11 protein-coding genes are annotated in these 25235 nt (G+C 61.6%); 2 read left to right on the top strand and 9 right to left on the bottom strand.

Annotated elements, in window-relative coordinates:
- Nucleotide 1: 1 nt before the first annotated feature.
- Nucleotides 2-1444 (bottom strand): TIGR01777 family oxidoreductase, encoded by a 1443-nt coding sequence (locus tag J3P97_RS00975; protein ID WP_434673268.1) that lies wholly within the window; start codon nucleotides 1442-1444, stop codon nucleotides 2-4.
- Nucleotides 1437-1925, bottom strand: a complete 489-nt coding sequence (locus tag J3P97_RS00970; RefSeq protein ID WP_434673267.1) for a cell division protein — start codon at nucleotides 1923-1925, stop codon at nucleotides 1437-1439. Before J3P97_RS00970 ends, J3P97_RS00975 begins: the two co-directional genes overlap by 8 nt.
- Before the next feature lie 506 nt (nucleotides 1926-2431).
- Here J3P97_RS00970 and J3P97_RS00965 point away from each other — a divergent pair.
- On the top strand, nucleotides 2432-3112 hold the full coding sequence (locus J3P97_RS00965; protein WP_434673266.1) for a hypothetical protein: 681 nt from the start codon (nucleotides 2432-2434) through the stop codon (nucleotides 3110-3112).
- Between the two features lie 775 nt (nucleotides 3113-3887).
- On the opposite strand, the gene J3P97_RS00960 is transcribed toward J3P97_RS00965, so the two are convergent.
- From J3P97_RS00960 to J3P97_RS00930, 7 genes are all read right to left on the bottom strand, one after another.
- A complete protein-coding gene (locus J3P97_RS00960) occupies nucleotides 3888-4754 on the bottom strand; it encodes an ABC transporter permease (protein WP_434602472.1) in 867 nt (288 codons plus the stop codon).
- 12 nt (nucleotides 4755-4766) lie between these two features.
- On the bottom strand, nucleotides 4767-5627 hold the full coding sequence (locus J3P97_RS00955; protein ID WP_434626611.1) for an ABC transporter ATP-binding protein: 861 nt from the start codon (nucleotides 5625-5627) through the stop codon (nucleotides 4767-4769).
- A 5-nt stretch (nucleotides 5628-5632) separates the two neighbouring features.
- On the bottom strand, nucleotides 5633-6658 hold the full coding sequence (locus J3P97_RS00950) for an ABC transporter substrate-binding protein (protein WP_434673265.1): 1026 nt from the start codon (nucleotides 6656-6658) through the stop codon (nucleotides 5633-5635).
- A gap of 37 nt (nucleotides 6659-6695) precedes the next feature.
- On the bottom strand, nucleotides 6696-7598 hold the full coding sequence (locus J3P97_RS00945; protein WP_434602469.1) for a TauD/TfdA dioxygenase family protein: 903 nt from the start codon (nucleotides 7596-7598) through the stop codon (nucleotides 6696-6698).
- A gap of 347 nt (nucleotides 7599-7945) precedes the next feature.
- Nucleotides 7946-9313: an HlyD family type I secretion periplasmic adaptor subunit gene (locus J3P97_RS00940; RefSeq protein ID WP_305497595.1), complete on the bottom strand. Its 1368-nt coding sequence runs from the start codon at nucleotides 9311-9313 to the stop codon at nucleotides 7946-7948.
- Entirely contained in the window at nucleotides 9303-11459 is a 2157-nt protein-coding gene (locus J3P97_RS00935; protein ID WP_305497596.1) for a type I secretion system permease/ATPase, read from the bottom strand. The genes J3P97_RS00940 and J3P97_RS00935 overlap by 11 nt, the downstream gene beginning before the upstream one ends.
- A 36-nt stretch (nucleotides 11460-11495) precedes the next feature.
- On the bottom strand, nucleotides 11496-12845 hold the full coding sequence (locus J3P97_RS00930; protein WP_434673264.1) for a TolC family outer membrane protein: 1350 nt from the start codon (nucleotides 12843-12845) through the stop codon (nucleotides 11496-11498).
- Between the two features lie 360 nt (nucleotides 12846-13205).
- Here J3P97_RS00930 and J3P97_RS00925 point away from each other — a divergent pair, with 360 nt between their 5' ends.
- Nucleotides 13206-25235 (top strand): retention module-containing protein, encoded by a 12030-nt coding sequence (locus tag J3P97_RS00925; protein WP_434673263.1) that lies wholly within the window; start codon nucleotides 13206-13208, stop codon nucleotides 25233-25235.

Below are 25235 nucleotides of genomic sequence, written 5' to 3'. Positions count from 1 at the left end.
CTCAGGCCAGGTCGCGCAGGGCAGCGTCGAGTGTCGGGTAACGGAACGTATAACCGGCCTGAACGAGACGATCGGGCACCACGCGCTGGCCGTCGAAAAACAGCTGGGCCATCTCGCCAGCCAGGGCGCGCACCGGCGCGGCCGGGATGTGGAACCACACCGGGCGCTTGAGCGCCTTGCCGACACGTTCGGCGAACAAAGCCTGACTGACCGTTTCCGGCGCTACCAGGTTGTAGGTGCCGCTCAGGCTTTCGTCTTCGAAGGCACGGGCGATCACCTGGATCACGTCGTCGCGGTGCACCCAACTCATGATTTGCCGACCATCGCCCATCCGCCCACCGAACCCCAGGCGAAACGGAATCAGCAACGGCAGCAACGCACCGCCCGGACCGAACACCACGCCCAGGCGCATCACCACCTGTCGCACGCCCAACTCGGTTGCGGGCCGCGCAGAGGCTTCCCAACGCGAACAGAGTTCGGCCATGAAACCATCGCCCTGGCTGGCGCTTTCATCGAGGCTTTCGCTGGCGTCGCGCACGCCATAAAAACCGATGGCCGACGCTTGAATCCACAACGCCGGTTTGTGCCGGGCGTTCTTCAACCATGTCATCAAGGCTTCGGTGGTATCGACCCGGCTGGCGATGAGTTGCGCCTGGCGCCTCGGGCTCCAGCGCGGCCCGGCCACCGGCGCGCCCGCCAGGTTGATCAGTACATCGAAGGTTTCGTCATGGCCCAGCTTGCCCAGCGAACGCACGCAGCGGGCGCGGCCGTCAAACAGATAGGCCGCCCTCAATGGATCGCGGGCCAACACGCTGACCGTGTGCCCGGCATCGAGCAACTGATTGACCAGGGTCTCGCCGATAAACCCGGTGCCTCCCGTGACCAGCACGCGCTTGTAGGCACCACCGGCAAACGGGTTACCCGGCTTGCCCTGGCGCTGCATGCGCAAGGCGGCCAAGCCGTCGCGAATGCCCGAGGCGGTGACGCCGATGGCAAACAACGTCAGCAGCCAGCCGCGCCAGCCCAGGTCGATCGTGCTCAGGCCGGTCGGCAGACTCGCCCACTGCGCCAGTTGCACGCCGTACAGCGCGAAGAAGGCCCCACCGTTGACCGCCAGCACGGTGTGCATGATGCGCTCGATGGGCGGCAGTTTGCGGCTACGGTCCTCGACCACGAAGTCCCACAGCGTCAGACCGATCTCCAGGGCGAACAGCAGCGCGATGACGATCGCCCATGTCCCTTCGAAGGCCAGATGCGCGATACCCAGGAACAGGATCCCGTAGAAACACGAGCGCAGGGAATGGATGGAGAGTTCCAGCCGCGCACTGTGGCGATAGGGCAAGGCGACAGTGAGTTCGTGGTGATACAGGGTATCCAGCGCACCGAGGATGGCCTGGGCAATCAGCAGGGCAATGGCCCAGTCCAGCGGCGAAAAATCAGGCATGGTTCGACTCACTCGATGTGTTGTCGGTCAGGGCGGTGCGGCGATCATGGCGATAAAGCCAGAACAGCGGCGGCAGTAAAACAAGTAATGCAAAGCTGTCGAACCACAGGTGCGACCAGACCCGCGCCTGGGCGGAAACCAGCATGTCCTGAGGCGCCCAGAGCAGAATGCCGACGATCAGCCAGCCCCAGGGCATGGCACTTTTCAGGCGATCGCCGAGATGGACCAGCGCGAGCATGTACAACGCATAGCTTTGCAACGTGGCGCCGAACAGCGCCAGCCACCAGACCTGTTGCGTGCGGACGGTAACCGGCACGATGTCCGCACCCCAGAACGCCTGCTCGATGGTGTTCAGGTAATCATCGAGCAAGCCGGAGTGACCGGCCCAGGTCAGCGTAAGACCGGCGAGCAGATGCATCAGGGCCGCAGCGTACAGCCAAACGACCAGGGCTTTGCGAAGGGGGCTTGGAGGGACTGGCATTCCGTGTCCTGAAGGCTTGCTTGGAGGCGGCAAGTCTAATGGAAAAGGAAGGGGCTTTACTTGGCTAACAAGCCGGGCAGCGATAAATAAAATCCACTGCCCGGAGTCAGTTGGCGGGGAAATGGATCGGCTTGAATTCAAGCGTCAGGTTGAAAGGCCTGTGGTGAATTGAAGACCGCCTTCGCGAGCAAGCACGCTCCCACATTGGACCTGTGCTGGCTGAGATATCTGCAACAACCCCAACCACCTGTGGGAGCGAGCTTGCTCGCGATGGCGTCAGCCCAGACACCCCATAACCGTGGCGAGGGAGCTTGCTCCCGCTGGCCTGCGCAGCAGGCCCCCAGCATTCTTTCAGGCAAACCGCATCGCCTGGTTTTGCGACTGCTGCGCAGCCGAGCGGGAGCAAGCTCCCTCGCCACAGAGATCGGCTTGAGGACACTCTTCATCAGTTGGCAGGAAATGGATCGGCTGGAATTCAAGCGTCAGGTTGAAAGGCCTGTGGTGGATTGAAGACCGCCTTCGCGAGCAAGCTCGCTCCCACAGGGTTTTGTGTCGAACTGAAATATATGATCAACACCGTCCAACCTGTGGGAGCGAGCCTGCTCGCGATGGCGCCCTCCCAGACACCCAAAACCCGTGGCGAGGGAGCTTGCTCCCGCTGGCCTGCGCAGCAGGCCCCCAGCATTCTTTCAGGCAAACCGCATCGCCTGGTTTTGCGACTGCTGCGCAGCCGAGCGGGAGCAAGCTCCCTCGCCACAGGGATCGGCTTGAGGTCCACTCTTCATCAGTTGGCGGGGAAATGGATCGGCTTGAATTCAAGCGTCAGGTTGAAAGGCCTGTGGTGGATTGAAGACCGCCATCGCGAGCAAGCTCGCTCCCACATGGACCTGTGCTGGCTGAGATGTCTGCAACAACCCCAACCACCTGTGGGAGCGAGCCTGCTCGCGATGGCGCCCTCCCAGACACCCAAAACCCGTGGCGAGGGAGCTTGCTCCCGCTGGCCTGCGCAGCAGGCCCCCAGCATTCTTTCAGGCAAACCGCATCGCCTGGTTTTGCGACTGCTGCGCAGCCGAGCGGGAGCAAGCTCCCTCGCCACAGGGATCGGCTTGAGGACACTCTTCATCAGTTTGCGGGAAATGGATCGGCTGGAATTCAAGCGTCAGGTTGAAAGGCCTGTGGTGGATTGAAGACCGCCTTCGCGAGCAGGCTCGCTCCCACATTGGACCTGTGCTGGCTGAGATATCTGCAACAACCCCAACCACCTGTGGGAGCGAGCTTGCTCGCGATGGCGCCCTCCCAGACACCCAAAACCCGTGGCGAGGGAGCTTGCTCCCGCTGGCCTGCGCAGCAGGCCCCCAGCATTCTTTCAGGCAAACCGCATCGCCTGGTTTTGCGACTGCTGCGCAGCCGAGCGGGAGCAAGCTCCCTCGCCACAGAGATCGGCTTGAGGTCACTCTTCATCAGTTGGCAGGAATTGAAGACCGCCATCGCGAGCAAGCTCGCTCCCACATGGACCTGTGCTGGCTGAGATATCTGCAACAACCCCAACCACCTGTGGGAGCGAGCCTGCTCGCGATGGCGCCCTCCCAGACACCCAAAACCCGTGGCGAGGGAGCTTGCTCCCGCTGGCCTGCGCAGCAGGCCCCCAGCATTCTTTCAGGCAAACCGCATCGCCTGGTTTTGCGACTGCTGCGCAGCCGAGCGGGAGCAAGCTCCCTCGCCACAGGGATCGGCTTGAGGACACTCTTCATCAGTTGGCAGGAAATGGATCGGCTGGAATTCAAGCGTCAGGTTGAAAGGCCTGTGGTGGATTGAAGACCGCCTTCGCGAGCAGGCTCGCTCCCACAGGGTTTTGTGTCGAACTCAAATATATGATCAACACCGTCCAACCTGTGGGAGCGAGCTTGCTCGCGATGGCGTCAGCCCAGACACCCCCCCTCGCCACGGATGCTCATGAATGGCTTACCTTTGCATCCCCCAACGCTTCACCGTCACCCGCTCCAGGCTGTCGAATACCAGGTTCTCTACCAGCAGCCCGATGAGGATCACCACCGCCAGCCCTGCAAAGACCTTGTCGGTGTACAGCTCGTTGCGGTTCTGGAAAATGTACCAGCCCAGGCCGCCCTTGCCGCTGGTGGCGCCGAATACCAGTTCGGCGGCGATCAGGGTGCGCCAGGCGAAGGCCCAGCCGATTTTCAGCCCGGCGAGGATCGACGGCAGCGCCGCCGGAATCAGGATGAACAGCACAAAGCGCAGGCCCTTGAGCCCGTAGTTGCGCCCGGCCATGCGCAGCGTTTCCGACACGCCGAGAAACCCCGCATACATGTTCAATGCCAGCGCCCACAGCACCGAATGCACCAATACAAAAATCAGGCTGTTCTGCCCCAGGCCGAACCACAGCAGCGCCAACGGCAACAGCGCGATGGCCGGCAACGGGTTGAACATCGACGTCAGGGTGCTGAGCAGGTCACGCCCCAACTGCGTCGACACCGCCAGGGTGGTCAAGCCAAACGCCAGGACGATGCCGAGCAAATAACCCTTGAGCAGCACCACCAGGGAAATCCACACCTTGCCCAGCAACTCGCCACTGAGCAAACCGTCATGTAGCGCACTGGCAGTCTGCAAAAAGCTCGGCAGCAACAGGTCGTTGTTCTGGTAACGCGCCACGCCCTCCCACACCAGCGCCAGCACCAACAGGATCAAACATTTACGCAACCAACCCTGCTGCCAAAGGCGCTGGCTCAGGGGCAATTCCCGCTCCAGTGGTACGTGGGTCAGCGGTTGCAGATCGACTTCGTATTCTTCGCGCGCAGGCGATAACTGGCTCATGAAAGGCTCCCCTCAGTATGCGATACGAATGTCGGCAAAACCCAGCTCGCGTTCAGCATCCGGCGACTGGCCTTGTTCGAACAGCAGCGAATGAATCCGCCGCGCCGTGTGCTGGAACCCGACACCGCCAAGGCTGTGCAGATCATATTGATGGCTGTGGATTTCCGCCCGGACCCGCCCCGGATGCGGTGACAGCAGCAGGATGCGATTGCCCACCACCAGCGCTTCTTCGATGGAATGGGTAACGAACAACAGCGTGAAGCGCACCTCCTCCCAGAGCAGCAGCAATTCCTCCTGCATCTTGCGGCGGGTCAGCGCATCCAGCGCCGCAAAGGGCTCGTCCATCAGCAGGATCTTCGGTTGCATCGCCAGCGCTCGGGCAATCGCGACGCGTGCCTTCATTCCACCAGATAAGGTATGCGGATAAGCATCGGCAAACGCTGCCAACCCGACTTTATCGAGGTAGTGCAGCGCCCGCTCCTCGGCCTCGCGACGTTTGAGCGTGCCCGACGCCAGCAGCGCGAACATCACGTTCTGCTTGACGGTTTTCCACGGCGGCAGTTGATCGAACTCCTGGAACACCACAATCCGGTCCGGCCCCGGCGCGTTGACGGCTTGGCCTTGCAGACGAATCTCGCCTTCGCACGGCGATATGAAACCACCAATGGCCTTGAGCAACGTGGACTTGCCGCATCCGGACGGGCCGAGCAATACAAAGCGGTCCGCCGGATCGACCTCGAAACTCACCTGATGGGTGGCCCGCACCACTCTCTGCGGGGTGCGGTATTCCAGGCTGACGTTATCCACCGACAACAGCGCGGTGTCGGTGCGGGTGGCGTTGCTGGCCGCGTGGCCTGGCAATGGCGCGTTCATGACAATCAGCTCCCCTGCAGCGGTTTGGCGTCCTGGAAGAAGTAGTCTTCCCAGGAGGCCGGCTTGTTCTTGATGGCGCCGACGCGGTAGAGGAATTCGGCGAGCGGGTAGGTGTTTTTTGGCGTGACGGTAAATTCGATCTGCGGGTTTTCGATGATCTTCAGCAGAGTCGCCCGGTCGATCTTGGCCTTGCTTACGCGCAGGTAGGTGTCCGCCGCCGCGCCTTTGTCTTTCTGAGCAAACTCGGCCGCTTCGGTCAGCGCTTCGACGAAGGCCTTGTAGGTTTTTGGGTTTTCATCGCGGAATTTCTCGGTGGCGAACAGCACCGTGGGCGAATTCGGCCCAAGCACATCATAGGAATTGAGTACCACGTGGACATTGGGATTTTGCAGGGCCTGGTCCTGGAACGGCGGGTTGGAAAAGTGCCCGGTCAACTCGGTGCCGCCGGCAATCAACGCGGCCGTGGCGTCCGGGTGCGGGACGGCCAGGGTGTACTTGTCGAGACGATTGAACTCCTTGTCGCCCCACTGCTTCGCAGCGGCGTACTGCAGGAAACGCGACTGCACCGACACGCCCACCGCCGGCACCGCGATGCGGTCCTTCTCGGTGAAGTCGGCGACGGTCTTGACGTTCGGGTTGTTGCTCAACAGGTAATAGGGAAAGTTGCCGAGGGAGGCCACGGCCTTGACGTTCTGCTTGCCACGGGTGCGGTCCCAGACCGTCAGCAACGGCCCGACACCCGCCCCGGCAATGTCGATGGAGCCCGACAGCAACGCATCGTTGACCGCCGCGCCGCCGGACAGCTGGGTCCAGTCGACCTTGATGTCGATGCCCTCCTCCTTGCCGTGCTTCTCGATCAATTGCTGGTCACGGACCACGTTCAGCAGCAGGTAGACGATGCCGAACTGCTCGGCGATGCGAATCTCACCTTCGGCCTGGGCGCTGGCCGGCGCGACCAGGCTGCCAGCGAGCAAGCTGAACCCCAGGCCGATAGCCGCAGCCAGCGGTGCAAAAGCAATGCGTTTGGACATGGTGTTTCTCCGGGCTCTTTGCGCGCTGCGCAGCCGATCAGAAAGGGGCGTCGCCCTGGATAGTGGTGCGATACAGCTTTCGGCGCAGATGGCCAGGGCAACCGGCGGCGAGGTGAATCAGCGAGCGGTTGTCCCAGAACACCAGGTCGTGGGGCTGCCATTGATGGCGATAAATGTTCTGGGGCAGCACGCTGTGGGCATACAGCTCGGCCAGGATGGCTTTGCTTTCATCCTCCGGCAGGCCGACGATGCGGGTGGTGAAGCCTTCGCTGACGAACAGCGCCTGGCGCCCGGTTTCCGGGTGGGTGCGGACGATCGGATGCACGACTTCGGCGACCTGAGCCAACTGTTCAGGCGTCAGCGTCGGGCGCCAGTTGCCTTCGAATTTGGTCTCGCTGTAACGCGCCGTGTAGGAATGCGCTGCCGAACGGCCCTCAATCGCTTTACGCAGTGTCTCGGGCAAACCGTCCCAGGCCTTGTGCATGTCGGCGAACAGCGTATCGCCGCCCTCGCTCGGCAGCTCCTGGGCGTGGAGCATCGAGCCGAGGCTCGGCAGTTCCTTATAGGAAAGGTCCGAATGCCAGAACTTGCCGGCGTCTCCCAGACCGATGGACTGGCCGTTCTCGATGATGTTGGAGACGATGAGAATTTCCGGATGCCCGGCCAGCAGGAATTGCTTGAGCACATGGATTTGCAGCACGCCAAAACGGCGGCTGAAAGCGATGTGTTGCTCGGGGGTGATGCGCTGATCGCGGAACACCACGACGTGATAGTCCAGGTGTGCGCGGTGGATGCGCGCAAAATCCTGATCGTTGATCGGCCGGGACAGGTCCAGCCCGACGATCTCGGCCCCTACGGCGCCGCTGAATGGGCGTACTTCGAATGATTGCGGCGCGATGTTCGCGGCATTTGAGTCTGGAGAAAAAGAGACGGCTGGCATACATCACTCCCACGCACGGCGCGCTTGAATGGGCGCGCAGTCGATCAAAAACTCACGGGGTCACCGTGTCGGTTTGTGTCGTGCGGCGCGCCGATTGGTCGGCAGGTACGCAGGGGGATAACTTTAAGGGTATAAGAAGGTTAATTTAAATACTGAAAATGCATAACCATATGGCAGAAGCTGTGGGGGCAACACGGTCGTGTGGCGAGGGAGCTTGCTCCCGCTGGCCTGCGAAGCAGGCCCCGGCATTCTTTCAGGCTGACCGTCTTGCCTGGTTTTACGACTGCTTCGCAGCCGAGCGGGAGCAAGCTCCCTCGCCACAAACGCTACAGCACTGAGTCCAGGGCTTACCGCTCATGCAACGCCTCGGCCCGGGCCTTGATGATGGGCTTGAGCAGGTAGCTCAGCACGGTCTTCTTGCCGGTGATGATATCTACCGACGCCACCATCCCCGGGATGATCAGCAAGGGCTTTTCAGGCGTGCCCAGGTGGCTGCGTTCGGTGCGCAACTTGATGATGTAGTAGGTGGTTTTCTTGTCTTCATCAGTGATGGTGTCGGCGCCGATCTGTTCCAGCTTGGCTTTCATCCCACCGTAGATGGTGTAGTCGTAGGCGGTGAATTTCACCGTGGCGTCCTGGCCGGGGTGCAGGAAGGCGATGTCCTGGGGACGGATTTTCGCTTCCACCAGGATAGTGTCGTCCAGGGGCACGATTTCCACCAGGTCGCTGCCGGGCTGGATTACCCCGCCGATGGTGTTGACCAGCAGTTTGTTGACGATGCCGCGCACCGGCGATGTCACCAGGGTACGGCTCACCCGGTCCTCCAGGGCCTTGCCGGTGGCTTGAGCCTTGTTCAGGTCGGTGCGCGCCTCATTGAGCTGGGTCAGTGCCTCGCTGCGAAATTTGCCGCGGGTCTCGTCGATCTTGCGCTGCACTTCCTTGATCGCCGACTCGGCGCGAGGGATTGCCAGCGTCGTCGCGTCCAGTTGCCCGCGGGTCTCGACTTCGGCACGCTTGAGCCGCAGCACTTCCACCGGCGATACCGCGCCCTGGGCAACCAGCGGCTCGGACATGTTGATTTCCTGGCGTTGCAGCGCCAGGCCGGAGCGGTATTGCGCCTGCTTGGAGACGAACTCGCGCAATTCCTGCTGACGCTGGATCAACTGCTCCTGCAAGCCGCCGATTTCATCATGCAGCTGCTGGCGGCGGCTGATGTACAGCGATTCTTCGCTGGCAGCCTGGCCCGGCACCGCCTTGAGTACATCGGCCGGAAAATTCAGCGGTCGGTCATCGACCTCGGCACTCAGGCGCTCGACCCGCAACAGCATGGACAGGCGATCCGCCTCGGTTTCGCCGACGTTGGAGACAAAGCGCGTGTCGTCCAGGCGAATCAACGACGCACCGGCGTCAACGATCTGCCCTTCCTTTACAAACAGTTCGGCGACGATACCGCCTTCCAGGTTCTGGATTTTCTGAATCTTGGACGAGGGGATCGCCTTGCCATCGCCCTTGGTCACTTCGTCGATCTCGGCGAAGTTGGCCCACAGCACCAGGAACACGAAAAAACCGATGATGCCCCAGATTGTCAGGCGCACCACGCGGGGGGCGTCTTCGATCAGCGCCTTGTTGACTTCGGGCAGCGGTTGGCCATGCAGCGAGTCGGAACCTTTGAAGTAACGGCCCACAGCGCCCTTGAAACCGGATTTAAGCAACACTGATCTGCCCCTTCTTCAACGCTTCCATGACGGCGGCTTTCGGGCCGTCGGCGAGAATCTGTCCACGGTCGATCACCAGCAGGCGGTCCACCAGCGACAGCAAGGATGCCCGGTGCGTCACCAGCAACACGGTCTTGTTTTCCACCACAGCAGCCAGGCGCTGTTTCAAGCGCTCTTCACCGGTGTTGTCCATCGCGCTGGTAGGTTCGTCCAGGAGCAGGATCGGCGGATTGAGCAGCAACGCGCGAGCCAGGGCGACGTTCTGGCGCTGGCCGCCGGACAGGTTCTGCCCGCGCTCACCGACTTGCAGTTCATAGCCTTGCGGATGCAAGCGGGCGAACTCGTGTACGCCTGCCAGCTCCGCGGCCTGAAGCACCAATTCATCCTCGACGTAGCGGGCACCTGAAGTGAGGTTGTCGCGCAGGGTTCCGGACAGCAGCTGGATGTCCTGGGGCACGTAGCCGATGTTGTAGCGCAGCTCGCTGACGTCGATCTGGCGAATGTCCACGCCATCCACCAGCAACGCGCCGTCATCCGGCTGGTAAAGCCCCACCAGCAATTTTGCCAGAGAGCTTTTGCCCGAACCGCTGCGGCCGATGATGCCGATTTTTTCGCCCGGCTTGATCACCAGGTTGATGTTCTTCAGCGCGGCGTTCTGCTGGTTCGGATAGGTAAAGTTCAACTGGCGGCATTCAATGGCGCCCTGCAGGACTTTGCGGCTGAGCGGGCGCTCATCGAAATTGCGTTCCTGGGGCAGCTCCATCATCTGGTCGACGGAAGTCATGGTGACCCGCGCTTGCTGGTAGCGGGTCAGCAGGCCCGACAACGAGGCCAATGGGCTCAGTGCGCGGCCGCTGAGCATGTAGCAGGCGATCAGCCCACCCATGCTCAGGTTGCCGGCGATGATCTGGTAGACGCCGAAGACGATCATGATCACCCCGGCCAGTTGCTGGATCAGCAAGGTGATATTCATCGCCAGGCCGGACAGCATCTTCACGCGCAGCTCGAGGCGGCTGAGGGTGCCGATGGTCTGTTCCCATTGGTACTGCCGTTCACTTTCGGCGTTGTTGACCTTCACCGCATCCAGGCCGGCCAGGGTTTCGATCAGGCTGGACTGGCGCTCGGCGCCCAGGGCCATGGTTCGTTCCATGGTCGCTACCAACGGCTTCTGCAAGGCATAGCCAATCAGCAAGGCGATCGGGAACGCCAGCACCGGAATCCACACCAGGTGCCCGCCCAGGATCGCGATGACCATGAAGATCAGCAGCGTGAACGGCAAGTCGATCAGGCTGGTCAGGGTCAGCGAGGCGAGGAAGTCCCGCAGGCTCTGGAATTCGTGGATGTTCTGGGCAAAGCTGCCGACCCGCGCCGGGCGATATTTCATCGCCATGCCGACGATGCGCTCGAACAGCGTCGCAGAAATGATCAGGTCGGTTTTCTTGCCCGCCAGGTCCAGGCACAGGCTGCGCAACATCTTCAGGATCAAGTCGAAAATGTAGGCGCCGGTAATGCCGACAGCCAGTACCCACAGGGTTGATTCGGCCTGGTTCGGCACCACGCGGTCGTAGACGTTCATCACGAACAGCGGCGCGGCCATGGCGATGATGTTGATCAGCAGACTGGCCGCGATGGCATCGGCGTACAACCAGCGGGAGCGTTTGAGAGTGTCGCGAAACCAGGAACGCGCCCGAGGGATCAGCGTGCCGTGGTTGACGTCAAATTTATGCTGCGGTTGGGCGAAGAAAACCTTGCCGCTGTAGTCATCGGCCAGCAGCTCGCGGCTGACGGTGACCTCTCCGCCATCGCTTTCGCTAAGCAGCAAGCGCGCCTGGTCGTCACCGGCCCAGCCCAGCAGCACGGCGCTGCGGCCTTCTTTCAGCAGTAGCAGAGCCGGCATGGCGATGGCCGGGATCTGTTCGAGCTTGCGTTGCAACACCCGCCCTTGCAGACCGGCACGGGCCGCCGCGCGCGACAATAAGTCGACGCTCAAGCGTTGCTTGGGCAGCGGCAGGCCGGTGGTCAGCATCGCCGCGCTGGCAGGTTTCTGGTGCAGCATGCAGAGCGCCAGCAAACCATCCAGCAGCGGGTCATCGTGCAGCGTGCGCGGGTCGTGAACTAGTTCGACTGGACTGACTTCTGATTCCACGCTCGGCACTCTTTCGCTGAAAAACGGATGGATGGCTTAATTCATCCCAGGCAACTGGACCTTGGGTTTAACGTCGGTCTGCACAACCGATGCCAACGGCGCGACCACGCCTTGGCTTTTCAGCAACTGGCCCATGGTCGCCTTGATCCGGTACTGGCTGAACAGCTGCACGTTCTTGATTTCCGCCAGACGGCGGGAGGCGCTGAACAGCTCGTTTTCGCTGTCGAGCAAGTCGAGCAGGGTCCGCTCGCCGAGACTGAATTGCTTCTGGTAGGCGGTGCGCACGTTGGCGCTGCGATCCACGTATTGCTGGGCGATCGGCACCTGGGCGTTGGCGTTGTTCAGGGCGTTCCACGCCAGGCCCAGCTCTTCGTTCAATTGGCGCAGCGCGTTGTTGCGGATATCCAGCGCCTGGTTGGACAGGTAGGACTTGGATTCCAGGTCAGCCTTGTTGCTGCCACCGGCGTACAGGTTGAAGCGCATGCGCAGCATGGCCTGCCATTCATTGTTGTGGCCGTTCTGGCCGTCCAGGTCGTTGTCGGCGGTGCGGCCCAGTTCCGCGTCGAAGCGAGGGTAGAAGCTCGACTTGGCGGCCTCGTACTGCTTCTCGGCGGCGGCGATGTCGGCTTCGGCCGAGCGCAGCACCGGGCTGTTTTCCAGCATCTGGGCACGGGCTTCGGTCAGGTTGGCCGGGAGCAACGCCAGAAAGTCGGCGGGGCGCTCCAGTTGGTCAGGCAATTGGCCGACGGCGCTGAGGTAGTTGGTCTCGGCATCGGCCAGGTTGGTCTGCTCGGTGATCAGGTTGTTGCGGGCCTGGGCCATGCGCGCCTCAGCCTGGTCCAGGTCGGCGCCGCTGCCTACGCCCCGGGAAGTGCGCAGCTTGATCTGATCGAAGATGCGCTCGTGACTCTTGAGGTTTTCCTCGGCCAGGCGCACGAACTCACGGCGGGTCAGTACGTCCAGGTACACCTGGGCGACGGTCAGCCCGGTGCGCTCGGAGGCATCAAGCAAGGAATAGGCGCGAGCACTGACGTTGGCTTGTTGACGCCCAACTTCGCTGGACGTCGCAAAACCGTCAAAAACCATTTGCGACAGGCGTAGGCTCGATTCGCTGCGGTTCAGGGTTTCCCAATGATTATTACTGCCCGAACGGGTCGTCACGCTGTCGGTGCCTTCACGGCCGTAACCGGCTGCGAGGTCCACTCTAGGCAGGTAGCCGCCCTTGGCCGCCTTCAACTGATAGTCCGCCGCCAGGCGGCTGTTCACGCCTGCCTGAATTTCCGGATGAACATCCAATGCTTGTTGCATGGCCTGCGGCAAGGTTTGTGCTTGTACGAAACTGGCGGCCAGGGCGAAGGGTAAAGCCTTGAACAGGTGCGAACGCATGGTTGGAAAATTCCCGAAACTCTTGTCTTGAATCACAGCGAAACGTGTCGCTGCATCGGATGATGGCAACCGGAATGACCGTATGTCGGAAAGTTCAAAACAGGGGCAGGAACACGCACCGAAAGAACAGGTCGCCGCTTAAATATCAATGTGACATTACAGGGGCGATTGTTTAGGATGGCCAGCATAAGGTCAATAGTTTGGCAGAAACAAAATAAGCCGAACTAGCTGTCAAAATATCGTCATATTTCCAGCGTCAAAACATTATCCCTTTGTGCGCATGAACGTCCAGACCGCTATGGCCAACGAGGCTGTCGGGTCCATGGAAGTCTACTGAACGTGGTACCCGGAGAGTCTTCAATGAGCAGTGTTATTGCCGTTGTCAAAAGCATTGTTGGTCAGGTTTTCGTCGTTTCCCCCGAGGGCATTCGGCGCGTACTCATTGAAGGCGATCGCCTTAACGTAGGCGACCAGCTGGACACCGGCCCTGCCGGCGCCGTCACGTTGGAACTGGCTGACGGCCGCACGCTCGACCTGGGCCGCGATACCCAGTGGAGCGCCAGCGCGCCGGACTCTTCCACCGACCTCGAACAGGCCACTGCCCAAGCCGCGCCTTCAGTAGAAGAGCTGCAGCAAGCCATCGCCGCCGGTGTCGACCCGACCACCGCCCTGGAAGCCACCGCGGCCGGCGCCACCGCTGCCGGTACAGGCGGAGCCGTGGGCGGCGGTCATAGCTTCGTCGTGCTGGATGCCACGGCCGGCAGCGTCGACCCCACCATCGGCTTCCCGACCGAAGGCCTCGCTGCGGCCACGGCAACCGATGACAACATCCTGGGTGGCGACGACAACGCCGATACCACCGCCAACGCCTTGCTCAATGCGACGATGACCTTGAGCGCCACCCCGACCCTGACCGAGGCCGGGGGCGTGCTGGTCTACACCGCGACCGTGACCCAGGCGCCGCAAACCAACCTGACCGTAACCCTGTCCAACGGCGCGGTGATCGTGATTCCGGCCGGGCAACTGACCGGTAGCGTCAACGTGCCCCTGGCACCGAACGACACGGTCTACAACGACCCCAGCCAAGTCAGCGTGACCGTCACCGGCACCACTGGCGGCACCGGCATCGCCGTGACCCTGCCGACCACGCCAGCCGTGACGCAGATCACCGACACCGTCGACACCACCACCGTCACCCTGAGCGCCGGCAATACTGTCACCGAAGGCGGCCAGATCACCTACACCGCGACGCTGACCAACCCGGCTCAAACGCCGGTGACCGTGACATTGAGCAATGGCTCGGTCATCACGATTGCCGCTGGCCAGACCACCGGTACCGTGGCTGTCGATACTCCGGCTAACGACGCCTATAACAACGGCAGCACCGTCAGCACTACGATTACCGGCGCCACTGGCGGTAACTTCGAGAATCTGGTGCCGAGCACTACGCCTGCGGTTACTACGATCACTGATTCGGCTGACGCCACTGGCCTGACGCTCAGCGCCAGCGAAACCATCACCGAAGGCGGCCAGATCACCTACACCGCCACGTTGACCAATCCGACCCAGACGCCGGTGACCGTGACGTTGAGCAATGGCTCGGTGATCACTATCGCCGCCGGCCAGACCACCGGTACCGTGGCTGTCGATACCCCGGCTAACGACGTCTACAACAATGGCAGCACTGTCAGTACTACGATTACTGGCGCAACCGGCGGTAACTTCGAGAATCTGGTGCCCAGCCCTACGCCTGCGGTCACCACGATCTCTGACTCGGCTGATACGACTGGCCTGACGCTCAGCGCCAGCGAAACCATCACCGAAGGTGGCCAGATCACCTACACCGCCACGTTGACCAATCCGGCCCAGACGCCGGTGACCGTGACGTTGAGCAATGGCTCGGTCATTACCATTGCCGCTGGCCAGACCACCGGCACCGTTGCCGTGGATACCCCGGCCAACGACGTCTACAACAATGGCAGTACCGTCAGCACCACGATCACCGGCGCAACCGGCGGCAACTTCGAAAACCTGGTGCCGAGCACGACGCCTGCGGTCACCACGATCTCTGACTCGGCTGATACGACTGGCCTGACGCTCAGCGCCAGCGAAACCATCACCGAAGGCGGTCAGATCACTTACACCGCAACGCTGACCAATCCTGCTCAGACGCCGGTGACCGTGACGTTGAGCAATGGCTCGGTCATTACCATTGCCGCCGGCCAGACCACCGGCACCGTTGCCGTGGATACCCCGGCCAACGACGTCTACAACAACGGCAGTACCGTCAGCACCACGATCACCGGCGCAACCGGCGGCAACTTCGAAAACCTGGTACCGAGCACGACGCCTGCGGTTACTACGATCACTGATTCGGCTGATGCTACTGGCTTGGCCTTGTCCGCAACCGACACCGTCGCCGAAGGTGGTTCGATTGTTTACACCGCGACCCTGACCAACGCAGCGGGCTCGCCTGTCACCATTACTTTGAGCAACGGCGCCGTGATCAATATCGCCGCCGGCGCTACCACTGGCACCGTCACTGTCGACGCGCCGAAAGACGATGTCTATAAGGATGCCGGCAAGGTTGAAGTTAGCATCGACACGGCAGTTGGCGGTAACTTTGAGAACCTGGTGCCTAACACTGCACCAGTCGTGACGGACGTGACCGATACCCTCGACACCAGCACCGTTTCGCTCACCGCGACTTCGACCGTTGGCGAAGGCGGCGTTGTGGTTTACACCGCTTCGGTGAATGCTCCGGTCACCGGCGCCCCATTGGTCGTCACCTTGAGCAACGGCCAATCCATCACCATCCCAGTTGGCGCAAGCTCTGGCTCGGTGAACTTCACCGCACCAAACGATGCGTTGGCGGGTGGCAGCAACCTGAGCGTCAAGATCGACGACGCCAAGGGCGGCAACTACGAAAATCTGGAAATCGACGGCAAGCCTGCGGACACCGCAGTCACCGATTCGACTGATGCCACGGGCTTGACCCTTTCCGCGACCGACACTGTTGCCGAAGGCGGCTCGATTGTTTACACCGCGACCTTGAGCAACGCCGCCGGTTCGCCTGTCACCATCACCCTGAGCAACGGTGCCGTGATCAATATCGCCGCCGGCGCTACCACTGGCACCGTAACCGTCGATGCACCGAAAGACGACGTCTACAAAGACGCCGGCAAAGTCGAAGTCAGCATCGATAAAGCTACCGGTGGCAACTTCGAAAATCTGGTGCCGAGCACTGCACCGGCCGTCACCGATGTGACCGACACCCTCGACACCAGCACCGTTTCGCTCACCGCGACTTCGACGGTTGGCGAAGGCGGCACCGTGGTTTACACCGCCTCGGTAAACGCCCCGGTCACCGGCGCTCCGCTCGTAGTGACCTTGAGCAACGGCCAGTCCATCACCATCCCAGTTGGCGCAAGCTCTGGCTCGGTGAACTTCACCGCACCTAATGATGCGTTGGCTGGCGGTAGCAACCTCAGCGTCAAAATTGACGACGCCAAGGGCGGCAACTACGAAAATCTGGAAATCGACGGCAAGCCTGCGGACACCGCAGTCACCGATTCGACTGATGCCACGGGCCTGACCCTGTCCGCGACCGACACCGTTGCCGAAGGCGGCTCGATTGTTTACACCGCGACCCTCACCAACGCTGCCGGCTCGCCTGTCACCATCACCCTGAGCAACGGCGCCGTGATCAATATCGCCGCCGGCGCTACCACTGGCACCGTCACTGTCGACGCGCCGAAAGACGACGTCTACAAGGACGCCGGCAAGGTCGAAGTCAGCATCGATAAAGCCACCGGTGGCAACTTCGAGAACCTGGTGCCGAACACTGCACCAGCCGTCACCGATGTGACCGACACCCTCGACACCAGCACCGTTTCGCTCACCGCGACTTCGACGGTTGGCGAAGGCGGCACCGTGGTTTACACCGCCTCGGTAAACGCCCCGGTCACCGGCGCTCCGCTCGTAGTGACCTTGAGCAACGGCCAGTCCATCACCATCCCAGTTGGCGCAAGCTCTGGCTCGGTGAACTTCACCGCACCTAATGATGCGTTGGCTGGCGGTAGCAACCTCAGCGTCAAAATTGACGACGCCAAGGGCGGCAACTACGAAAATCTGGAAATCGACGGCAAGCCTGCGGACACCGCAGTCACCGATTCGACTGATGCCACGGGCCTGACCCTGTCCGCGACCGACACCGTTGCCGAAGGCGGCTCGATTGTTTACACCGCGACCCTCACCAACGCTGCCGGCTCGCCTGTCACCATCACCCTGAGCAACGGCGCCGTGATCAATATCGCCGCCGGCGCTACCACTGGCACCGTCACTGTCGACGCGCCGAAAGACGACGTCTACAAGGACGCCGGCAAGGTCGAAGTCAGCATCGATAAAGCCACCGGTGGCAACTTCGAGAACCTGGTGCCGAACACTGCACCAGCCGTCACCGATGTGACCGACACCCTCGACACCAGCACCGTTTCGCTCACCGCAACTTCGACGGTTGGCGAAGGCGGCGTTGTGGTTTACACCGCTTCGGTGAACGCTCCAGTCACCGGCGCCCCGCTCGTAGTGACCTTGAGCAATGGTCAAAGCATCACCATCCCAGTCGGCGCAAGCTCTGGCTCGGTGAACTTCACCGCACCAAACGATGCGTTGGCGGGTGGCAGCAACCTGAGCGTCAAGATCGACGACGCGAAAGGTGGCAACTACGAAAACCTGGAAATCGACGGCAAGCCTGCGGATACCGCAGTAACTGATACCCAAGACACTACCAGTCTGACGCTGTCTGCAACCGACACCGTAGCTGAAGGCGGGGCCATCGTTTACACCGCGACCCTGACCAACGCAGCGGGCTCGCCGGTGACCATCACCCTGAGCAACGGCGCGGTGATCAACATCGCCGCCGGCGCCAAGACCGGTACCGTGACCGTCGACGCGCCGAAAGATGACGTCTACAAAGACGCCGGCAAAGTTGAAGTCAGCATCGATAAAGCTGTCGGTGGCAACTTCGAAAACCTGGTGCCAAGCACCACGCCAGCCGTGACCGACGTCACCGATACGCTCGACACTTCGACTGTCAGCCTGACGGCGTCCCCTTCCGTGGGCGAAGGCGGCACTGTGGTTTACACAGCATCCGTAAACGCTCCAGTCACCGGCGCTCCGCTGGTCGTCACGCTGTCGAATGGTCAAAGCATCACCATCCCAGTCGGCGCAAGCTCTGGCTCGGTGAACTTCACCGCACCTAATGATGCATTGGCGGGTGGCAGCAACCTGAGCGTCAAGATCGACGACGCCAAGGGCGGCAACTACGAAAATCTGGAAATCGACGGCAAGCCTGCGGACACCGCAGTCACCGATTCGACTGATGCCACGGGCTTGACCCTTTCCGCGACCGACACTGTTGCCGAAGGCGGCTCGATTGTTTACACCGCGACCTTGAGCAACGCCGCCGGTTCGCCTGTCACCATCACCCTGAGCAACGGCGCGGTGATCAACATCGCCGCCGGCGCCAAGACCGGCACCGTGACCGTCGACGCGCCAAAGGACGACGTCTACAAAGACGCCGGCAAAGTTGAAGTCAGCATCGATAAAGCTGTCGGTGGCAACTTCGAAAACCTGGTTCCGAACACTGCACCTGCCGTGACCGACGTCACCGACACGCTCGACACCTCGACTGTCAGCCTGACGGCTTCCCCTTCCGTGGGCGAAGGCGGCACTGTGGTTTACACAGCATCCGTAAACGCCCCGGTCACTGGCGCCCCGCTCGTGGTGAACTTGAGCAACGGCCAATCCATCACCATCCCAGTTGGCGCAAGCTCTGGCTCGGTGAACTTCACCGCGCCTAATGATGCGTTGGCGGGCGGCAGCAACCTGAGCGTCAAGATCGACGACGCGAAAGGTGGCAATTACGAAAACCTGGAAATCGACGGCAAGCCTGCGGACACCGCAGTAACTGATACCCAAGACACTACCGGTCTGACGCTGTCTGCAACCGACACCGTAGCCGAAGGCGGGGCCATCGTTTACACCGCGACCCTGACCAACGCAGCGGGCTCGCCGGTGACCATCACCCTGAGCAACGGCGCGGTGATCAACATCGCCGCTGGCGCCAAGACCGGCACCGTAACCGTCGACGCGCCGAAAGACGACGTCTACAAGGACGCCGGCAAGGTAGAAGTCAGCATCGATAAAGCTGTCGGTGGCAACTTCGAGAACCTGGTGCCTAACACTGCACCAGCCGTGACCGACGTCACCGACACGCTCGACGCTTCGACTGTCAGCTTGACCGCTTCCCCTTCCGTGGGCGAAGGCGGCACTGTGGTTTACACCGCTTCGGTAAACGCTCCAGTCACCGGCGCCCCGCTCGTAGTGACCTTGAGCAACGGCCAGTCCATCACCATTCCGGTTGGTTCGAGCTCCGGCTCGGTGAATTTCACCGCACCTAACGATGCGTTGGCAGGTGGCAGCAACCTCAGCGTCAAGATTGACGACGCCAAAGGCGGCAACTACGAAAACCTGGAAATCGACGGCAAGCCTGCCGGCACCACCGTCACCGATGTCCAGGACACCACCGGCCTGAGCCTGAGCGCCACCAACTCGGTCGCCGAGGGCGGCCAGATCACCTATACCGCGACCCTCACCAACGCCGCTGGCTCGCCAGTGACCGTGACCCTGAGCAACGGCGCGGTGATCAACATCGCCGCCGGCGCCAAGACCGGCACCGTGACCGTCGACGCGCCAAAGGACGACGTCTACAAAGACGCCGGCAAAGTTGAAGTCAGCATCGATAAAGCTGTCGGTGGCAACTTCGAAAACCTGGTGCCGAGCACCACGCCAGCCGTGACCGACGTCACCGATACGCTCGACACTTCGACTGTCAGCCTGACGGCGTCCCCTTCCGTAGGCGAAGGCGGCACTGTGGTTTACACCGCTTCGGTGAACGCTCCAGTCACCGGCGCCCCGCTCGTAGTGACCTTGAGCAACGGCCAGTCCATCACCATCCCAGTCGGCGCAAGCTCCGGCTCAGTGAACTTCACCGCGCCTAATGATGCGTTGGCGGGTGGCAACAACCTGAGCGTCAAGATCGACGACGCCAAGGGCGGCAACTACGAAAACCTCGAAATCGACGGCAAGCCTGCGGATACCGCAGTAACTGATACCCAAGACACTACCGGTCTGACGCTGTCTGCAACCGACACCGTCGCCGAGGGCGGTTCGATTGTTTACACCGCGACCCTGACCAACGCTGCCGGCTCGCCGGTGACCATCACTTTGAGCAACGGCGCGGTAATCAACATCGCCGCCGGCGCCAAGACCGGCACCGTAACTGTCGATGCCCCGAAAGACGACGTCTACAAGGACGCCGGCAAGGTTGAAGTCAGCATCGATAAAGCTACTGGCGGCAACTTCGAAAACCTGGTGCCTAACACTGCTCCAGCCGTGACCGACGTCACCGACACCCTCGACACCAGCACCGTTTCGCTCACCGCGACTTCGACTGTTGGCGAAGGCGGCGTCGTGGTTTACACCGCTTCGGTGAATGCTCCAGTCACTGGCGCTCCGCTCGTGGTGAACTTGAGCAACGGCCAGTCCATCACCATTCCAGTTGGTTCGAGCTCTGGCTCAGTGAACTTCACCGCACCAAACGATGCGTTGGCGGGCGGTAGCAACCTCAGCGTCAAGATCGACGACGCCAAGGGCGGCAACTACGAAAACCTCGAAATCGACGGCAAGCCTGCGGATACCGCAGTCACCGATTCGACTGATGCCACGGGCCTGACCCTGTCCGCGACCGACACCGTCGCCGAGGGCGGTTCGATTGTTTACACCGCGACCTTGAGCAACGCCGCCGGTTCGCCAGTGACCGTGACCCTGAGCAACGGCGCGGTGATCAACATCGCCGCCGGCGCCAAGACCGGCACCGTAACTGCCGACGCACCGAAAGATGACGTCTACAAAGACGCCGGCAAAGTCGAAGTCAGCATCGACAAGGCCGTCGGCGGCAACTTTGAAAACCTGGTGCCTAACACTGCACCAGCGGTGACCGACGTCACCGACACCCTCGACACCAGCACCGTTTCGCTCACCGCGACTTCGACTGTTGGCGAAGGCGGCGTTGTGGTTTACACCGCTTCGGTGAATGCTCCAGTCACCGGCGCTCCGTTGGTCGTCACCCTGTCGAATGGCCAAAGCATCACCATCCCAATCGGCGCAAGCTCTGGTTCAGTGAACTTCACCGCACCTAACGATGCATTGGCGGGCGGTAGCAACCTGAGCGTCAAAATCGACGACGCCAAGGGCGGCAACTACGAAAACCTCGAAATCGACGGCAAGCCTGCCGGCACCATCGTCACCGATGTCCAGGACACCACCGGCCTGAGCCTGAGCGCCACCAACTCGGTCGCCGAGGGCGGCCAGATCACCTATACGGCGACCCTCACCAACGCCGCTGGTTCGCCAGTGACCGTGACCCTGAGCAACGGCGCGGTGATCAACATCGCCGCCGGCGCCAAGACCGGCACCGTAACCGTCGATGCGCCAAAGGACGACGTCTACAAAGACGCCGGCAACGTCGAAACAACGATCAAGACGGCCACCGGGGGTAATTTCGAGCACCTGGTGCCGAGCACCACGCCAGCCGTGACCGCCGTGACCGACACGCCTGACAACACCACCGTCAGCATCACCGGCAGCACTTCGGTCACCGAAGGCCAGGCCGCCACGTATACGGTCAACCTGACGAACCCGGCGCAAACCGAGGTAACGGTCAAGATCGTCTACAGCGGTACCGCCGCCGATGGCTCGGACTTCACCGGCGTCTACACCGTGAAGATCCCGGCCAACGCCACCAGCGCGACTTTCAACGTGGCGACGCTGGACGACAAGATCACCGAAGGCACCGAAAACTTCGTGGTCAAGATCGACTCGGCCACCGGAGGCAACTTCGAGAACCTGGCGGTCAGCGGCACCAATGGCAGCGTCAGCACTTCGATCATCGACAACGATGCACCGCCGGTACTCGACCTGGACGCCAACAATTCCAGCGGCAAGACCGGCGCCGATTACCAAGTGACCTTTACCGAAGGCACCACCGGCCCGGGCGCGTCGATTGGCGACACCGACCTGAAAATCACCGACCCGGACAGCACCCAGCTGACCGGCGCCACCATCGTGCTGACCAACCGTCAGCCTGGCGATCATCTGAACCTGGGCAATAGCGTCAACGGCATCAGCATCAACGCCAATAGCACCGACGGCAAAATCGTCCTGACGCTGACGGGCAATGCGACGTTGGCCGACTACATGCAGCAGATCAAGAACATCAGCTTCATCAACAACAGCGAAGATCCGAGCACCGTACCGCGCGTCATCACCGTGACAGTGACCGACGGCACGAGCTACTCCAACACCGCCACCACCACCGTGAACGTAGTCGGAGTCAACGACGCACCCGTAGCCACCGGTGGCGCGGTGACCGGTACCGAAGACACTTCACTGGTCCTCGGCTGGTCGACGTTCGGCATCAGCGACGTGGACAGCGCCGCCACCAGCCAGGGTGTGAAAATCACCGGGCTGCCGGGTGACGGCAAGTTGCAGTACCTGGACGGCGCAACCTGGAAGGACGTGGCCAACAACCAGACCTTCACCAAGGCCGACATCGACGCCGGCAAGCTGCGCTTCACACCCGATGCCAACGAATCCGGGGCCGATGGCTACGGCGGCAGCGGCGTGGGCAACAAGCAGGCTGACTACGCGCAGATCAAGTTCCAGCCAACCGACGGCCAGACCCTGGGTAACACCGGCACCGTGAAGATCGACATCACGCCAACCGCCGATGCGCCGACCCTCAACGTCGCCGGCAACAACGTGACCTCTACCGGCCTGATCAAGGAAGTCTGGACCGGCCTGTCGGGCCTGGGCACCGATGGCAATGGCGCGCCGTCCGGCACGCTCAAGTCAGTGATCGACGCCGCCGGCACGCCGAACAGCAGCACCAATGTGAGCAACGTTCAGAACGACGGCAACGTCAATCCGGGCACCGCGTCGAAGACCTCGGGCCTGATCTTCCTGGAAGCCGGCAAGGCCTACACCTTCAGCGGCACCGGCGACGACAGTTTGCTGGTGACCATCGGCGGCAAGACCGCCGCGGCCATCACTTGGGGTGCGGGCGGCCAGTTGAACGGTTCGTTCACGCCGACCACCAGCGGCTACTACACCCTGGACATCTACCACCACAACCAGACCGGCCCAGGCAGTTATGACGTGAACCTGTCGGTCAACGGCAGCACGCCGGTGGACCTGAGCAGCGCAGGCGTACCGCTGTATACCGGCGTGGCTGACCTGGTGAATGCCGGGGTTTCCGTTTCCGACCTGCACGGCACCAATGGCGAAGGCTACTACGACGGCTACAAGCTCAACGAAGGCGCCGAAGGCGGCAGCGTGAAGCTGTCGAAAATCACCACCGCCCTGACCGACACCGATGGCTCCGAAAGCCTGAGCGTGAAAATCGGCGGCATGCCTGAAGGCAGTGTGCTGAGCGATGGCGCGGGACACACCGCAACCGTGGGCGCCAACGGCGAAGCTTCGCTCACCGGCTGGAACCTGGGCAGCCTCAACCTGACGCCACCGACCTACTTCAGCGGCCAGATCAACCTGACCGTAACGTCGACCTCCACCGAATCCCTCGGCGGGTCGGCAGTGACGACCGCGCAGATCCCGGTCACCGTCTACCCGGCGACCTATAACGCTGTCACCGCCACCTCCGGCAACGACAATGTCACCGGTACCGACGGCAACGACATCGTGGTCGCGGACATCGGCGGGCTGACCGTGGTGCCGGGCGTCAACTACAACATTGCCTTCATGGTCGACAGCTCCGGCAGCATGAGTTCGTCGTCCGTTACAGCCGCGAAGAACTCGCTGACCCAGGTGTTCAACACGCTCAAGCAGAGCCTGGGCAGCAACTCCGGGACGGTGAACATCTTCCTGGCGGACTTCGACAATCAGGTCAACAAGAACGTTGCGGTCAACCTCAACGATCCGAACGCGCTGACACTGCTCAAGAGCGTGCTCGACTCGATGGTGTCCGGCGGCAATACCAACTATGAAGATGTGTTCAAGACCACCGCAAACTTCTTCAACAGCACCCAGGCCCTGAGTAATACCGGTGCGAAGAACCTGACGTACTTCATCACCGACGGTGAGCCGACGCGCTACCAGTCCGGCGAAGTGACGAACCCAGTGTTGTACGGCACCGTCAAGCTCGACGACGTCCTGAGCGCGGCCAACTACACCGTTGGTAAGTACTACACCCAGACGATCGACAGCACACACAAATTCATCATCGAAGAAAATGGCGACATGTACCTGTCGACCAAGAGCGGCAAGAACAACTGGAATGAGAGTTACGTCGGCACGGTGCATGCCGAGGGCAACGGCACGTTCGAGTTCTCCTACCTGGACGGCGGCGGGTGGGGCGACGCCTCGGCAGCAGCCGGCTCAGCGGCCAGCTTCACCCTGCTCAAAGGCTTGAGCAACGTTGAAGCCATCGGCCTGAACAACGGCGTGACCCTGGACGACCTCAAGCCATACGACTCCGATGGCAAGCCGCAAACCAACATCGACCCCAAGGACCTGGCCAACTCGATCATCGGTCACACCGAAGCGACGTTGCCAGGTGCCGACACGGTCAATGGCGGCGACGGCAACGACATCCTGTTCGGCGACCTGGTGAGCTTCAATGGTGTCGCCGGCGAGGGTTACCAGGCGATCCAGTCGTTCGTGGCCCAGCAAAGCGGCGTCGACGTCAGCAAAGTCACCACCAGCAACGTGCACCAGTACATCACCGACCACTACACCGCGTTCGATGTGTCCGGTGCCCACGATGGCAACGACACCCTGTTGGGCGGCGCCGGCAACGACATTCTCTTTGGCCAGGGCGGCAACGATTTGCTCGACGGCGGCAAGGGCAATGACATCCTGCTCGGCGGCAGCGGCAGCGACATCCTGATCGGCGGCAAGGGCAACGACACGCTCATCGGTGGCCTGGGCGGCGATACCTTCGTCTGGAAATCCGGCGACACCGGCACTGACGTGATCAAGGACTTCAAGGCCGCCGAAGGTGACCGGATCGACCTGCGAGACCTGTTGCAGGGCGAAACCGGCAGCACCATCGACCACTTCCTGAAGATCAGCACGGTCGATGGCGTGTCTTCCCTGCAAGTCAGCACCACCGGTCAATTCAACGCGGCCAACACTGCGGCGACGCCGGACGTGACGATCAAGCTGGAAGGCAACAACTGGTCGAACATTAACCTGAACTCGCTCATCGCCGGCAGTGACCCGACCATCAAGATCGATCACAACAACAGCTGA

It is taken from the genome of Pseudomonas sp. R1-15, assembly GCF_051132085.1.
GTDB lineage: Bacteria > Pseudomonadota > Gammaproteobacteria > Pseudomonadales > Pseudomonadaceae > Aquipseudomonas.
The sequence above is the reverse complement of the archived record's forward strand: the minus strand, read 5'-3'. Positions and strand labels throughout refer to the sequence as shown.